Source organism: Rhodococcus sp. JS3073, from assembly GCF_026810085.1.
Taxonomy (GTDB): domain Bacteria; phylum Actinomycetota; class Actinomycetes; order Mycobacteriales; family Mycobacteriaceae; genus Rhodococcus_F; species Rhodococcus_F wratislaviensis.
Map to the genome: position 1 here is coordinate 1,802,370 of NZ_CP113951.1, position 14,124 is coordinate 1,816,493.

At 67.2% G+C, this 14,124-nt stretch carries 17 protein-coding genes; 4 read left to right on the forward strand and 13 right to left on the reverse strand.

What is annotated here, in order from left to right:
• Positions 1–8 precede the first annotated feature (8 nt).
• A complete protein-coding gene (locus OYT95_RS08455) occupies positions 9–929 on the reverse strand; it encodes a UTP--glucose-1-phosphate uridylyltransferase (RefSeq protein WP_009478891.1) in 921 nt (306 codons plus the stop codon).
• Between the two features lie 105 nt (positions 930–1,034).
• Here OYT95_RS08455 and OYT95_RS08460 point away from each other — a divergent pair, with 105 nt between their 5' ends.
• The 4 genes from OYT95_RS08460 to mscL all read left to right on the forward strand — a co-directional run bounded on the left by OYT95_RS08460 (position 1,035) and on the right by mscL (position 3,388).
• Positions 1,035–1,613 carry a 5-formyltetrahydrofolate cyclo-ligase gene (locus tag OYT95_RS08460; RefSeq protein ID WP_037243758.1) on the forward strand — a complete coding sequence of 193 codons (579 nt, stop codon included), beginning with the start codon at positions 1,035–1,037 and terminating at the stop codon, positions 1,611–1,613.
• A gap of 105 nt (positions 1,614–1,718) precedes the next feature.
• Complete coding sequence (locus OYT95_RS08465) at positions 1,719–2,027, forward strand: FmdB family zinc ribbon protein (protein ID WP_005238679.1); 309 nt, start codon at positions 1,719–1,721, stop codon at positions 2,025–2,027.
• A 97-nt stretch (positions 2,028–2,124) separates the two neighbouring features.
• Positions 2,125–2,838 carry an SAF domain-containing protein gene (locus OYT95_RS08470; RefSeq protein ID WP_268791170.1) on the forward strand — a complete coding sequence of 238 codons (714 nt, stop codon included), beginning with the start codon at positions 2,125–2,127 and terminating at the stop codon, positions 2,836–2,838.
• Positions 2,839–2,920: 82 nt separating this feature from the next.
• The gene (gene mscL, locus OYT95_RS08475) at positions 2,921–3,388 is read left to right on the forward strand and encodes a large conductance mechanosensitive channel protein MscL (protein ID WP_037243754.1); all 468 of its coding nucleotides are present in this window, start codon (positions 2,921–2,923) and stop codon (positions 3,386–3,388) included.
• Positions 3,389–3,456: 68 nt separating this feature from the next.
• On the opposite strand, the gene OYT95_RS08480 is transcribed toward mscL, so the two are convergent.
• The 12 genes from OYT95_RS08480 to mrf form a co-directional block, all read right to left on the reverse strand.
• Positions 3,457–4,158 carry an MspA family porin gene (locus OYT95_RS08480; RefSeq protein WP_112300810.1) on the reverse strand — a complete coding sequence of 234 codons (702 nt, stop codon included), beginning with the start codon at positions 4,156–4,158 and terminating at the stop codon, positions 3,457–3,459.
• An 82-nt stretch (positions 4,159–4,240) separates the two neighbouring features.
• The gene (locus OYT95_RS08485; protein WP_112300809.1) at positions 4,241–4,861 is read right to left on the reverse strand and encodes an MspA family porin; all 621 of its coding nucleotides are present in this window, start codon (positions 4,859–4,861) and stop codon (positions 4,241–4,243) included.
• 251 nt (positions 4,862–5,112) lie between these two features.
• Positions 5,113–5,814 (reverse strand): MspA family porin, encoded by a 702-nt coding sequence (locus OYT95_RS08490; protein ID WP_037243748.1) that lies wholly within the window; start codon positions 5,812–5,814, stop codon positions 5,113–5,115.
• 65 nt (positions 5,815–5,879) lie between these two features.
• Positions 5,880–6,500, reverse strand: coding sequence for an MspA family porin (locus tag OYT95_RS08495; RefSeq protein ID WP_037243746.1), 621 nt, complete (start codon positions 6,498–6,500; stop codon positions 5,880–5,882).
• 799 nt (positions 6,501–7,299) lie between these two features.
• A complete protein-coding gene (locus tag OYT95_RS08500; RefSeq protein WP_005567398.1) occupies positions 7,300–7,860 on the reverse strand; it encodes a MogA/MoaB family molybdenum cofactor biosynthesis protein in 561 nt (186 codons plus the stop codon).
• Positions 7,860–9,347: a S1C family serine protease gene (locus OYT95_RS08505; RefSeq protein WP_268791171.1), complete on the reverse strand. Its 1,488-nt coding sequence runs from the start codon at positions 9,345–9,347 to the stop codon at positions 7,860–7,862. The genes OYT95_RS08500 and OYT95_RS08505 overlap by 1 nt, the downstream gene beginning before the upstream one ends.
• A 122-nt stretch (positions 9,348–9,469) precedes the next feature.
• Entirely contained in the window at positions 9,470–10,948 is a 1,479-nt protein-coding gene (locus tag OYT95_RS08510; protein ID WP_037243744.1) for a sensor histidine kinase, read from the reverse strand.
• Positions 10,948–11,634 (reverse strand): response regulator transcription factor, encoded by a 687-nt coding sequence (locus OYT95_RS08515; protein WP_005238656.1) that lies wholly within the window; start codon positions 11,632–11,634, stop codon positions 10,948–10,950. The genes OYT95_RS08510 and OYT95_RS08515 overlap by 1 nt, the downstream gene beginning before the upstream one ends.
• 68 nt (positions 11,635–11,702) lie before the next feature.
• Positions 11,703–12,311, reverse strand: coding sequence for a trimeric intracellular cation channel family protein (locus tag OYT95_RS08520; protein WP_037243742.1), 609 nt, complete (start codon positions 12,309–12,311; stop codon positions 11,703–11,705).
• 24 nt (positions 12,312–12,335) lie between these two features.
• On the reverse strand, positions 12,336–12,509 hold the full coding sequence (gene rpmF / locus OYT95_RS08525; protein ID WP_268791172.1) for a 50S ribosomal protein L32: 174 nt from the start codon (positions 12,507–12,509) through the stop codon (positions 12,336–12,338).
• Between the two features lie 64 nt (positions 12,510–12,573).
• Positions 12,574–12,828, reverse strand: coding sequence for a type B 50S ribosomal protein L31 (locus OYT95_RS08530; protein ID WP_037243740.1), 255 nt, complete (start codon positions 12,826–12,828; stop codon positions 12,574–12,576).
• Positions 12,825–14,090 (reverse strand): ribosome hibernation factor-recruiting GTPase MRF, encoded by a 1,266-nt coding sequence (mrf, locus tag OYT95_RS08535; protein ID WP_268791173.1) that lies wholly within the window; start codon positions 14,088–14,090, stop codon positions 12,825–12,827. The genes OYT95_RS08530 and mrf overlap by 4 nt, the downstream gene beginning before the upstream one ends.
• Between the last annotated feature and the right edge of the window lie 34 nt (positions 14,091–14,124).

Sequence of the window (14,124 nt, forward strand, 5' to 3'; positions counted from 1 at the left end):
CCGAGCTTCTAGGAATCCGTCCGCTTCAATCGGTCGATCAGCCATTCGCGCAACGATGGGCCGTACTCGTCCATGTCCAACGCAAAGTCAACCGCAGCTCGGAGGTAGCCGCCGGGATTTCCGAGATCGTGTCTCGTGCCTCGGTGCACGACGACGTGAACGGGATGGCCTTCCTTGATGAGGAGGGCGATGGCGTCGGTGAGCTGGAGCTCGCCGCCTGCGCCGGGTTCGATCCGCCGCAGCGCATCGAAGATCGCGCGGTCGAGGAGATAGCGACCTGCGGCGGCGAACGTGGACGGCGCATCCTCGATAGCCGGCTTCTCGACCATGCCGATGACCTTGAGGACGTCGGGGTTGGTGGCGTCGGGAACCGTCTCGACCTCGAAGACGCCGTACGAGCTCACCTGATCCTTGGGGACGTCGATGGCGCAGAGGACGGTGCCGCCACGCTTGCGGCGGACCCGCGACATCGTCTCGAGCACTCCGCGCGGCATCACCAGGTCGTCCGGGAGGAGCACGGCGATGGCGTCCTCGTCGTCGTCGAGGACCGACTCCGCGCAGCCGACCGCGTGGCCCAGGCCGAGAGGTTCGTCCTGGACGACGGATTCCACCTCGAGCAGGCCGGGAGCCTTGCGCACCTTCTCGAGCAGGTGATACTTGCCGCTGGCCTCGAGCTTGCTCTCGAGAACGAGGTCCTCGACGAAGTGGGCGACCACTCCGTCCTTGCCCGGCGACGTCACGATCACGAGCCGGCCGGCACCCGAATCCGCGGCCTCTCCGGCCACGAGTTCGATACCCGGGGTATCCACCACCGGGAGCAGCTCTTTCGGCACGGTCTTGGTCGCGGGGAGGAATCGCGTACCCATTCCCGCTGCGGGCACTACAGCCGTGCGAAAGGCGCTGGCGGTGTGCGGTGCGGCGTCTGTCATGCCCACACCATAACTGTGCGGACCTACTCGACAGTCACCAAGATCCTGTCAGTAACCTCCCGGAACCCGTCGGGGACGCTCTCCGGCCGGCTCTAAGGTTGGGGCATGCACGCACGAACGAAGGACGAGTGGCGGCAACTGGTGCTCTCCGGGAGGCGCGCCCTGACCCCCGAACTCCGCACCGCCGAGGACCGGGCGCTCGTCGCACTCGTCACACAGGGAATCGCCGGCGGAGCGACCGTCTGCGCTTACGTTCCCACCGCGCTCGAGCCCGGATCGGTGGATTTTCTCGACGCCCTCCGACAGGTCGCCGGACGTGTCCTCGTGCCCGTCACCCGTGAACCGGGTCCGCTCCACTGGTCCGAGTTCACGGGCGCGGACGGTCTCACCGACGCACGTTACGGCCTGCGCGAGCCGACCGGTCCGGTGTGGGAACCCGACGAGATACGTTCGGCCGAAACCATTTTCGTTCCCGCCCTGGCCGTCGACCGGCGGGGCGTGCGGCTCGGCCGCGGCGCGGGCTTCTACGACCGGACGCTCGGCCTCGCCGCCTCCGACGCGCGGCTGATCACGGTGGTCCGCGACGAGGAACTGGTGTCGGAGCTGCCCGAGGATCCCCATGACGTACGTATGGGATGGGCACTCACCCCCGGATCGGGCCTCGTCCCGCTCGGCGACCGCTGACGACGCGTTTCCGGCCCGGAATAGTTCTCTGATTAGCGTTGTTGGCACTGTCGACTGTAGAGTGCTAAAACCTGCGGTTTGACTACACAGTGCGGAGGAACCCCGGTGCCCACTTATTCATATGCGTGCACGGCATGCGACAACCGTTTCGACATCGTCCAGTCGTTCAGTGATGACTCCCTGACCGTCTGCCCCGCATGCTCGGGCAAGCTTCGCAAACTGTTCAACTCCGTCGGCATCGTCTTCAAGGGCAGCGGTTTCTACCGCACCGACAGCCGCGGCACGTCCGGCGCAGCAAGCGAGCCGGCCAAGACCGATTCTGCTCCCGCCGCGAAGTCGGAAAGTTCGTCGACTGCCTCGTCCAGCTCGTCGAGCACCGCGACTGCCGCACCGGCCAAGGCCGCTGCCAGCTAGTTCTCGCTTCTCCGCGAGTTATCCACAACTTCTCGTCCATCCACAGGCGGGCCCTTTCGGCGTACCCACGGGCCCGCCGGTCTCGTAGCGTCGAACCATGTCGTTCGACCCTGTCCAGACCGGTCGCCGCCGGTCGAACCGAGCACACCGAAGTCTGAGCCCGTCGTGGGCCGACCGGCTGTCGGATCTCGCCCATCCCGGTTGGGCCCGCGCCCTCGTCGCCAGACGCGTCCTGGCCGCCGCGCTGGTCTGCCTCGCACTGGCTCTCCTCGCCCGCGGAGACCCCGACTCGGCCCGCTCCGCAGTCGTGGTGGCCGCCCACGATCTGCAACCAGGCGTCGTTCTCACGCAGGCCGACGTGAAACTGGTGGAACTCGAGGTCGGGACCCTGCCCGACGGCGCCGTCACCGCAGTGTCCGACATAGACGGGCGCACCCTCGCCGGACCGACACGCGCCGGTGAAGCCCTCACCGACGTCCGAGTACTGGGACCCCGCCTGGCCGCGGCCGCGGCGGGCATGGACGACGCCCGGATCGTCCCCGTCCGGCTCGCCGATCCCGCGGTCACGGAACTTCTGCGTGAGGGCGATCGCGTCGACGTGCTCACGGTCGATCCCGACACACCAGCGAATCCGGACCGGCGGTCCGGCGCCACCGTGCTGGCGTCCCGCGCCGTCGTGGTGTTGGTGACACCGTCCGAGAATGGACGTGACCAGCGCGAACGCGTGGTAATGCTGGCCCTTCCGGCATCCGAGGCCACGACGGTGGCCGCCGCATCCCTCACGAGCGCGATCACCGTGACCTTTCAGTGATCCGTCACGCGGAGCCGCGCTGATCTAGGCTTTTCTCCGAATAGTGCTGGATGACTTGCCCCCCACTCGAGGAGACGTCGACATGCTCAAGGGATTCAAGGACTTCCTGCTCCGGGGGAACGTCCTCGACCTCGCCGTCGCGGTCGTAGTCGGAGCCGCGTTCACCGCCATCGTCACAGCGTTCACGAACAACGTGATCAATCCGTTGATCGCCGTTGCGGGCGGCGCCAACGATCTGGGCTGGGGTTACCAGATTCTCTCCGACAACCCGGCCACCTTCATCAACATCGGCGCCGTCATCACGGCCGTGATCAACTTCGTGATCATCGCCGCGGTCGTGTACTTCATTCTCATCGTCCCGGCAAACGCCGCGAAGAAGCGGTTCATCACCGAGCCCGCAGACAAGAAGGCCAGTGAGGCCGACCTGCTGATCCAGATCCGCGACATCCTCGAAGTGAGCCTCCAACCCGACGGAGCGGCAGCGAGTTCCGACGGAGCGCATGCCATGACCTCCGACAAGGCAGCGAACCTCGAGCAGACTCGCGAGTAGCTTCCGACGACTCCGGGCCCGTGCAGCAGCTGCGTGCACGGGCCCGGAGTCATGGGTGGAACGAATTATCAGCCGAGGCTGAAGGGCTGTCCCCACAGTGTGACGGTGCCGTCGACCGAAGCCGTCGAGACCGCGACCTTGACGTAGGAGCGGGCCTGCGCGTAGCCAGCGCAACCGGAGACACCGAACGTCTCGTCCGAGTACGTGAATCCACCGCTCTTGCCGGTGAACTTGAAGCTGCTCTTGTGAGCCTCGGCGCCGTAGTCGTCTTCGTACTCGATGTCGAGGATCGGCACGTTGGTGGCCTGGCCGGGTCCGATCGTGATGCCGCTACCGGCGCCACCCTCGGCCGGGATCGATGCGGCAGGACCGCCGGTAGCTGCACCGATCACCTCGGACGGCGTCAGGCTGGCACCTGCTTCACCATTGACGGAGCCACCGAAGTTGAGCTGGCACGCCACGATGTACCCGGCGTCGATGGTGCCGCCCTTGGCGGTGCCACCCTCGAGCGAGACGTCGATCGAGCCCGACGTCCACACGTTGCGGTGCAGCGGGGTCGAACCCATCGACGGGCTGATGTTCGCGGTGTTGCCGGTCTGGCGCACGGTCACCACGGTGCCGTCGAGCAGCGTCTGCGTGACGGTGCCGTCCTGCAACGGAACGAAGGTGTCGGCGTTGGCCGCACCGGTGGAGAAGAGGCCGATCGCGACGGTGGCCGCGGCGACCACGCCGGCAGCCTTGGCGCCGTGGCGCAGGGTCTTGCTGTTCATTGTTCCCCTCTAGGGTTTCTTACAGTGGGCACAGTGGCAGCCCACACGACTCGAAAAGGTTGGTTGTTCGGGTGCGCGCTGATCAGCCGATGCTGAACGGCTGCCCGTAGAGGGTCGACTTGACGTAGTGGTTCCCCGGAATCTCGAGGACCGTGTACGCACGAGCCTGCGCGTAGCCGCCGCAACCCTGGACCTCGATCTGCTGGTCGCGGTACTGAATCGCGGACACACCCGGCTTCAGGTCCGTCTTGGACTTCACCTTCGCGAACTTCACCTCACCGGCGCTGATCGGAATCGACAGCGAACCACCCAGGCCGAGCGAGTCGAGACCGAGATCGGCACTCAGACCACCCTCGAGGCCGGTGATGTCGGCCTGGCAACCCACGATGTAACCGGTGGTCAGCGTGGCGCCTTCCTCGGGCACCTCGCCACCGAGCTCGGCGAACACGTCACCCGACACCCACGCAACGCGGCCCGCACCATTGGCGGCCAGCGACGGCGACACCAGAGCGCTCTCGGCGTTGCGGGCGATCTTGGCAGTGACGCCTCCTGCGTTGACGACCTTTTCGCCACCCGGCAGCGGCACGAAGGTGTCGGCGTTGGCTGCACCGGTGGACATCAGGCCGAGTGCAACAGCCGCGGCAGCACCGAGGCCGGCAACGCGGGCCCCACGGCGCAGGCCTGACTTACGGATCTCGCTCATTCTTTCCCCTCATCAGGTACCACCTACCCGGCGTTCGGTTAGGCAGTCTTTACCTCTTGACGGGATAAAGTTAGCTGAAACAACGTCCAAATGTTATAGCCACGTGTCCGAATCTGCCTCCGCGCCAGCCCCCGTGTCCTAACTGTGACATGCACAACAGCGCATAGAGCGAGGTTGGGGGCGTACGGAAGTGCCGTACGCCCCCAACCTCGAGGTACTACATTGTTCAATTTTTCTTCGGCGTCATTGCGTCAGCCGAGGCTGAAGGGCTGTCCCCACAGGGTGACGGTGCCGTCGACCGAGTCGGTCGAGACCGCGACCTTGACGTAGGAGCGGGCCTGCGCGTAGCCGGCGCAACCGGAGATACCGAACGTCTCGTCCGAGTACGTGAATCCACCGCTCTTGCCGGTGAACTTGAAGCTGCTCTTGTGAGCCTCGGCGCCGTAGTCGTCTTCGTACTCGATGTCGAGGATCGGCACGTTGGTGGCCTGGCCGGGTCCGATCGTGATGCCGCTGCCGGCACCACCCTCGGCCGGAATCGCGGCAGCAGCGCCGCCGGTGGCTGCGCCGATGAGGTCGGACGGCGCCATGCTCGCGCCGGCCTCGGCGTCGACGGAGCCGCCAAAGTTGAGCTGGCACGCCACGATGTACCCGGCGTCGATGGTGCCGCCCTTGGCGGTGCCACCCTCGAGCGAGACGTCGATCGAGCCCGACGTCCACACGTTGCGGTGCAGCGGCGTCGAACCCATCGACGGGCTGATGTTCGCGGTGTTGCCGGTCTGGCGCACGGTCACCACGGTGCCGTCGAGCAGCGTCTGCGTGACGGTGCCGTCCTGCAACGGAACGAAGGTGTCGGCGTTGGCCGCACCGGTGGAGAAGAGGCCGATCGCGACGGTGGCCGCGGCGACCACGCCGGCAGCCTTGGCGCCGTGGCGCAGGGTCTTGCTGTTCATTGTTCCCCTCTAGGGTGAAAGTCGCTGACGCGAGAAGTCGTGAAGTGGGATCTGCTGACGAGCAATCAGCCGATGCTGAACGGCTGCCCGTAGAGGGTCGACTTGACGTAGTGGTTCCCCGGAATCTCGAGGACCGTGTACGCGCGGGCCTGCGCGTAGCCGCCGCAACCCTGGACCTCGATCTGCTGGTCGCGGTACTGAATCGCGGACACACCCGGCTTCAGGTCCGTCTTGGACTTCACCTTCGCGAACTTCACCTCACCGGCGCTGATCGGAATCGACAGCGAACCACCCAGGCCGAGCGAGTCGAGACCGAGATCGGCACTCAGACCACCCTCGAGGCCGGTGATGTCGGCCTGGCAACCCACGATGTAACCGGTGGTCAGCGTCGCGCCTTCCTCCGGGATCTCGCCGCCGAGCTCGGCGAACACATCACCCGACACCCATGCTGTGCGGCCCGCACCATTGGCGGCGAGCGACGGAGAAACCAGAGCGCTCTCCGCGTTGCGGGCGATCTTGGCCGTGACGCTTCCCGCGTTGACGACCTTTTCGCCACCCGGCAGCGGCACGAAGGTGTCGGCGTTGGCCGCACCCGTGGACATCAGGCCGAGGACTACAGCCGCAGCGGCACCAAGGCCGGCAATGCGGGCTCCACGGCGCAGGCCGGTCTTTCGGTTCTCGCTCATTCGTTCCCCTCATCAGGATTCTGCTGGTTCCCAGTCACGACCTTCGAGACTGAGGAGTGGTCCATGTCGGGCCCAGCGCAGTATCCAGAGCTGTGATGTCCGCAGAGTGAACTACGGATGATCACAGCTCGATAACCGCGCTGAAGACGAAATCACTGACGAACTGTCAGAGTTCCGACTGGGCAACGGCACATCGACCCTGCCCTCCATCTCCAGTACTGACTCGCCGAGGACAGTAACCGGCAGGTGGTTGCCTAAGCAATTAATTCCATCGGAAACGGAATCGTGATGTATGCCACACCCGAAAACGTGTCCAACGTGTGGGATTTGCGCGAGAATTCCGACCACTTGCCACTCCCCTGACCTGCAGGTTCACTGGCTGTTCACGTTAAGTTCGGTAACGTTTACATTCGGTTCACAAGCTCGAAGGATGTCTGTTCTGACCGGAATGTGATGCCTGAAAGAACGCTGAAGAGCACCCCGGGCCCGGGAAAATTCAGCCCGGGCGGACGCACAAAAACTCAGGGTGATCGCAGGGCGCGACCGCAGATCACGATTCGCTTAAGGTGAGGGTTTCGAAGATAACTACCCGTGATGTGGGGGGCGCTGACGGCGCAGCCATTCGTCGCCGGCAGCGGCGCCGGGCCCGTCCCCGGGTTCGCGTTCGTCCGCGGTGGTGTCGGGGAAGACGTCCCCGAAGATGCGTTCGAGCCGGGCCCTGTCGATCGGGGCCCGGCTCGGAACTGCCTGCTCGTCGGGCTCGCTGGGCGAGTCCGGCTCGTCGGAACGAGAAATCGTCTCAGCCTTCCAGACCGGACAATTCGGAAATCACGTGCGCCGCGAGCGGCGTCAGGGTGGCCATGCCGTCCCGGACCGCGGCGCGGGAGGAAGCGAGGTTTACCACGAGTGTGCTGCCGGACACTCCGGCGAGCCCGCGGGAGAGCCCTGCGTCCAGGGAACCGGCGGCGAGACCCGAAGACCGGAGGGCCTCCGAGATTCCCGGAATCTCGCGGTCGAGGACCTCGGCGGTGACGTCGGGAGCGACGTCGCGGGGCGACACGCCGGTGCCGCCGACGGAGACGACGAGGTCGACGCCACCGATGACGGCCGTGTTGAGCGCGTTGCGGATCTCCACCTCGTCGGCCGCCACCGCCACGATGGCGTCGACGATGAAGCCGGCCTCGTTCAGCAGTTCCGTCACCAGAGGCCCGATGGAGTCCTTGCCGTCACCGTGAGCGGTGCGGTCGTCGACGATTACCACCAGCGCGCGGCCGGCCAGCGAGGCTTCGATGTCCATGGTCCCTACCGTAGTGGCCCCGTTCAGAACGGACTCGACCTGCCCGAGAATCCCCGTGTTCATCAGCGGCCACCCTGTTCGGCGGTTCCGAGCGTGACGTCGACGGTCTTCGTATTGGATCCGTTCCCGTCGGTGTAAGTGATGGACACGTTGTCTCCCGGTGCGTGTGAACGGATGGCGGCGATGAGTGCGTCGCCGCTGGTGATGACGCGATCGTCGACCTTGGTGATCACCGACCCCTTCGGAATTCCCGCCTTCTCCGCCGGGCTGCCCGACGTGACCTCGACGACGGTGGCACCGTTGGCGGCGTCCTGCGATGGGACCTGGATCCCGATGACGGCCTGGGTGGCCTTGCCCGTCTTGACCAGCTCGTCCGCGATGCGCCGGGCCTGGTCGACCGGGATCGCGAAGCCGAGGCCGATGGATCCGCTCTGCTCACCCGCACCGGAACCACCGATGCTCGCGATGGCGGTGTTGATGCCGATCAGCTGGCCGTCCATGTTGACGAGGGCGCCGCCGGAGTTGCCCGGGTTGATCGCCGCGTCCGTCTGGAGGGCGTCGATGACGGTGTTCTGGTTGCCGGACTCACCGCTGGTGGACACCGGGCGATTGAGCGCCGAGATGATGCCCTCGGTGACGGTCCCGGCCAGGCCGAGGGGCGACCCGATCGCCACGACCTGCTGTCCGACCTGCACGTTGCCGGACGTTCCCAGCTCGATCGGAGTGAGATCGGTCTTGCCGTCCACCTTGATGACCGCAAGATCGGACACGGGGTCGGCGCCGACCAGCTTGGCGTCCGCCGTGCTGCCGTCCGAGAAGGCGACCGTCAGCTTGCCACCCTTGGCGGCCGCGCCAGCGACGTGATTGTTGGTGAGGATCATGCCGTCGGACGAGATGACGATGCCGGATCCTTCTCCACCGGAACCGCCCGCCGTCGCCACCTCGATCTGGACGACGCTCGGGACCACCTTGTTCGCGACCGCCTGCACCGAACCGGCCGGTGCGTTCGCGGCCGGGGTCGCGGTGTTGTTCTTGGGGGCGTCGAGGGAGTTGGTCACCGCGGCGCCGCTACCGTTCCGGTCGGTTGCCAGGGAGCCCACGACGCCACCGATGCCACCGCTCACGAGGGCGAGCGCCACAGCGCCCACCACGATGGCGGTGCGGGCGGGACGCTTGGTCACGGTCGCCGTCGATCCCTCCCCGGCCTGTCCGGGGCCCTGAAGGCCGGGGAACGGGCCCTGAGGCGCACCGTGCTGCCCGGCCGCGTGCTGGGCACCCGGATGTCCCGAGGCGCCGTGCTGAGGCTGTCCGAACTGCTGTGTGGGCTGGTGCGGCGCACCGTACGGATTGCCCTGGGGGTACCCGGCCGCGCCGTAGGCCTGCTGCCCCATCGGACCGCCCGCGGGGTTCTGCGGAGTGGCCGGAAACTGCTCGGTCGGGTGGTAACCCGGCGTCGACTGCGGGTGGGCGGGCTGATCGGGGCGCGCGCCCTGGTCGCCACCGGCATTGTCGCGGCTGTTGCCGTCGTGACTGTTTCGATCTTCGGTCATCGCATCACTTCCATCTCCTGCGACCGCCCGCAGGGGCAGTCGCACCGTCTCTGTGTACGAGAGTGCCCGGTGGGACTGAGAAGGTCCTGAGACCGGCCTTTGAGTTAGCCGAGACCCTGAGACTATTCCGCTTCGGGTTCGCCCGGAAGGACGATCCGGATGAGCGCACCGCCCCGTTCGGAGACGTCGACGGCGATCGTGCCGCCGTGCTTGACCACGACCTGCCTGACGATGGCCAGGCCCAGCCCGGAGCCGGGCATCGAGCGCGAGGCCGTCGACCGGTAGAAGCGGTCGAACACCAGCTCCCGATCCTCCTCCGGAATGCCCGGTCCCGCGTCGTCCACCGTGAGTTCGAGAAGTCCGTCGCCTGCCGGCTTCATCGCCACACGCACCTGCTCACCGGTGGGACTCCACTTGGCCGCGTTGTCGAGCACGTTGAGCACCGCCCGCGACAGTCCCGCGTGGTCGCCGTAGACGAACCAGGGCACGGTGACTGCGGTGAAGTCGATCTCGTTGCGCCGGCGGCGTGCCCGCTCGAGGCTCCGTTCCACCACTTCGCTGAGATCGACTCTCTCGAAGATGGTTTCCGGCGCGTCCTCACGGGCAAGATCCACGAGGTCGCCCACCAGCTGTGAGAGTTCCTCGATCTGCGCCACCACGTCGGTACGCAACTCGGCCATGTCCTCGTCCGGAATATGCGGTGCGCCAGGACGACTCGATGCGATCAGCAACTCCATGTTGGTGCGTAGCGACGTCAGCGGGGTCCGCAGTTCGTGTCCCGCATCGGCGACGAGCCTGCTCTGCCGCTCCCGCGACTCCGCGAGCGCCCTCAGCATCGTGTTGAAACTCTCGGTGAGCCGGGCGAGTTCGTCGTTGCCCGTCACCGGCATGGGCGTCAGGTCGTCGGTCCGAGCCACCCGTTCCGTGGCGGCGGTGAGCCGGGCGATCGGACGCAGACCGGTGCGCCCCACCGTCGTTCCGGCGGCAGCCGCGAGGACCACTCCGCACCCGCCGACGATGAACAGCACCCAGGCGAGCCGGTCGAGCACAGCACCCGTCGGCGCCAGTCGCTGCGCGATCACCAGCGTGCTGCCGTCCTGGGTGCGCTCGGCCAGCACCCGCTGATTCTCCGCCGTCCGCAACGACGTGTCGCGCTCGCCGCGGGCCACCGACAGTTCGGGTTCTCCGATGGGGACACTCGACCCCGGCGGCGTGTACGTGTCGAGGTCCGGGAAGATCAGCGCCACACTGATATCCGTCGTGTACAGCGTCGCGCCCGCGATGTAGCGCGGATCGAACGTCACGAGATTGCTGTCGATGAGCGCCGACGCCCGGGTGCGCAGCTGGTTGTCCACATCCGCGTACAGAGCCCGCGACACCACGGCGTACGCCGCGATGGCCATCACGGCCACCGCGATGGCCACCACGGACGCGGCGAGCAGCGTCACCCGCCACCGCAGCGACACCGACCGCGTCAACGGCATCGGAGGCCGCATCTCGGGTGGTAACGGGATCGGACCTGTGGGGTGCCGGGAAATGTGGTGCGAGTCGTGCTTCGCCGACCCCGACTTGTCGGCGGTCTTGTGGAACGGAACTGCCATCACGGAGGAGTCTCCCGCAGCACGTAGCCGACTCCGCGGACGGTGTGCAACAGGCGGGTCTCTCCGTCCGCCTCCGTCTTGCGACGCAGATACCCGACGTACACCTCCAGCGCGTTGCCGGACGTCGGGAAGTCGTAACCCCACACCTCCTCGAGGATGCGGCCGCGGGTCAGCACCCGGCGCGGGTTGGCCATCAGCATCTCGAGAAGCGAGAACTCGGTGCGGGTGAGACTGATGGACCGCTCGCCACGCGTCACCTCGCGGGTGACCGGGTCGAGCGTGAGGTCCTCGAACGTCATCTTCTCCGAGTCGATGCCCGGCTCCGGTGCGGCGCGGCGCAGCAGTGCGCGCAGCCGGGCCAGCAACTCCTCCAGGGCGAAGGGTTTCGGCAGGTAGTCGTCGGCTCCGGCGTCCAGGCCCGACACCCGCTCCGACACGGAGTCGCGCGCCGTGAGGACGAGAATCGGGAGGTCGTCGCCGGTACTCCGCAGCCGTCGGCACACCTCGAGACCGTCCAGGCGCGGCATCATCACATCGAGCACGAGCGCGTCGGGGCGCGCGTTCGCGACCTTCTCGAGGGCATCGATACCGTCGACGGCCAGTTCCACCGAGTATCCGTTGAAGCTGAGAGACCGCCGTAAGGACTCCCTCACGGCGCGATCGTCGTCGACCACCAAAATGCGCATACCCGACAGTTTGGCCCGATCAACTGAGATATGTCTGAGAAGGGATCATCGAAGTGCGATGGCGCCGGTCACTCGAGGACCCGCGGGCCCGGCAGACCCCAGTTCCGCCACAACGCCAGCACCCGCAGCGCCGACGCGAACACCGTGCCCACCACCAGCGCCACGTCGGTGCCCGAACCCCACTCGCTCACCACGACCACCAGCGCCGAACCGAGCAGCGCCGGCACCGCGTAGAAGTCCCGCTGCAGCAGCAACGGGACCTCGTTCACCAGCACGTCGCGCAAGATCCCGCCGCCGATCGCCGCCGTCCCGCCGATGAGACACGACGCGAGCGGACTCGCCCCGTGCTCGAGCGCGATCACCGCGCCCGTGCTCGCGAACAGGCCCATGCCCAGAGCGTCGAGCACCAGGATCTCCCGGCGCAGTCGCCCGACAGTCGAATGCAGGAAGAACACCAGCAACGACATGCCGAACGACGTACCGAGGTTCGGCCAGCTGCCCAGCGACGTCGGCGGGTGGATGCCCAGCAGGACGTCGCGGACGATGCCGCCACCGAGAGCGGTGAAGACACCGACCACGCACACACCGAAGATGTCGAGGCGCTTCGTCACCCCCACCAGGGCGCCCGAGGCCGCGAACACCGCGATGCCCACCAGTTCCAGGATGTACAGCAGCACCCGCCAAGGTTCGCACGAGGAGCGTCATTTCCCGGCCGGGTCCACCAATCCCAGTTTCACGGCCTTCACCCGCCGGCGCGGCACGCGATGCGTGGCGCCGCCCACCGTCACGTCGACGAGGTCGGTCGCCTGGGCCTTCCACTGCGATCTCCGGCTGCGCGTATTGGACCGCGACATTCTGCGTTTCGGTACTGCCATGGTGTGTCTCCTCCTTCGTCGTCGACCCGTGAGTACTTGTTAACCGCCCGCGGTTAACAAGTACTCACGGGCGCTTGCGCACTCCGTAGCGGCGTTCGAACTTCTCGACGCGGCCCGCGGTGTCCATCACGCGCTGCGCGCCGGTCCAGAACGGGTGCGACTCGCTGGTCACGTCCACGACCACGAGCGGATAGGTGTTACCGTCCGCCCATTCGAGGGTGCGGTCGCTGGTCACCGTCGACCGCGTGAGGAACGTCGTTCCGGTGCTCGCGTCCTGGAACACCACGGGGTGGTAGTCGGGGTGGATGTGGGGCTTCATTCGTGTCCCTCTCTCGATTCGGGTTCTGCGTAGGGTGATTCGCTGCTCTCGCAGGGGTCTTCGTGGAACTGCCCGAACGGGTCGGGCCACGACTGCCAGGCGGCCTCGTCCGCGAGTTCGTCGTCGGTGACGAGCGCCCACTGCAGCGTGCGGTCGATCTCGGTGGGGTCGGCGGCATGCACCAGCACCACCATCGACGTGTGCCGGTCGCCGAAGCGCTCGTCCCAGCACAGCGCTGCCATCGCGCGGCGCGCGACCCCGACCTGTTCCTGTTCCTCCGGGGTCATCGCGGCCAGCCATCGGTCGGCACCGGCCACCCGCAGTCCCCCACCGGCTGATTCGAGCCACAGCGCCTCGTCGGGCTGCGTCGCGACCCATATGCGCCCGCGAGACGTGACGACTCCGTCGAGGAGCACGTCGACGGCCTCGTGTAGTCGCTCCGGATGGAAGGGCCGGGTGGCGGTGAACTCGACGAGCATGACGCCGCAGTCGTGGGACAGCGGCGGCTGCCCGCGCAGCAGTGGTGAGTGGGCGTGGGACGGTTCACCCCGCCGCGCGCCGGCCGGGATGTCGAGGAGCAGGCGCTCGACGTCGGGCGGGTCCCCGCCCCAGACGATCGGCGCGCCCGGTGCGAGCCGGGACAGGACGGCGTGGAGCCGGGCCTGCTGCCAGCCGTCGCCCGCACTGCCCGACACCACCAGTGCGTCGGCGAAGTCCACCTGCCCGACCGTGACCTGCGCAACGGTGCGGTCGTCGTCCAGCGCTTCGTCGCCGGTGGCGTCGGCCAGCCACGATCCCGCGTCGAGGCAGGTGACGACGCCGTCGACGCGCACGTCCCGCGATGCCGGACCGTCGATCTGCCCCACCACGCCGGACACCGCCACGTGCTCGAGCGCCCAGCACACCGCCTCGGGTTCGAGCCTGCGGTCGAGGTGCAGCACGATGCGCTGCACCGAACTGCGGGTGTGCAGGCGGCGGAGCAGCGGGAGAAGGTCCTCGCGGAGCGTGCAGGAGATGCAGCCGTGCGCCAGTTCGAGGACGCCGAGGCGCTCGAGCGGCGCCCCCGACTCCAGCGTGGTGACGGTCCGGCGGACGACGCCTTCGTGCACGAGGTCGAGGTCGTGATGCACGACGACGGTGCCTTCGCGGAGCAGCGACCGAGCCGCGCCCTCGGTGGGGCCGTTCCACCCGGAAACCAGGATCAGCGGCGTCCGGCCGTCGAGTATCTCACTCACGAGCACCCTTTCGATAACGATTGTCATTACGTGGGCAGAACGCTACATTGGAATCTCGTCG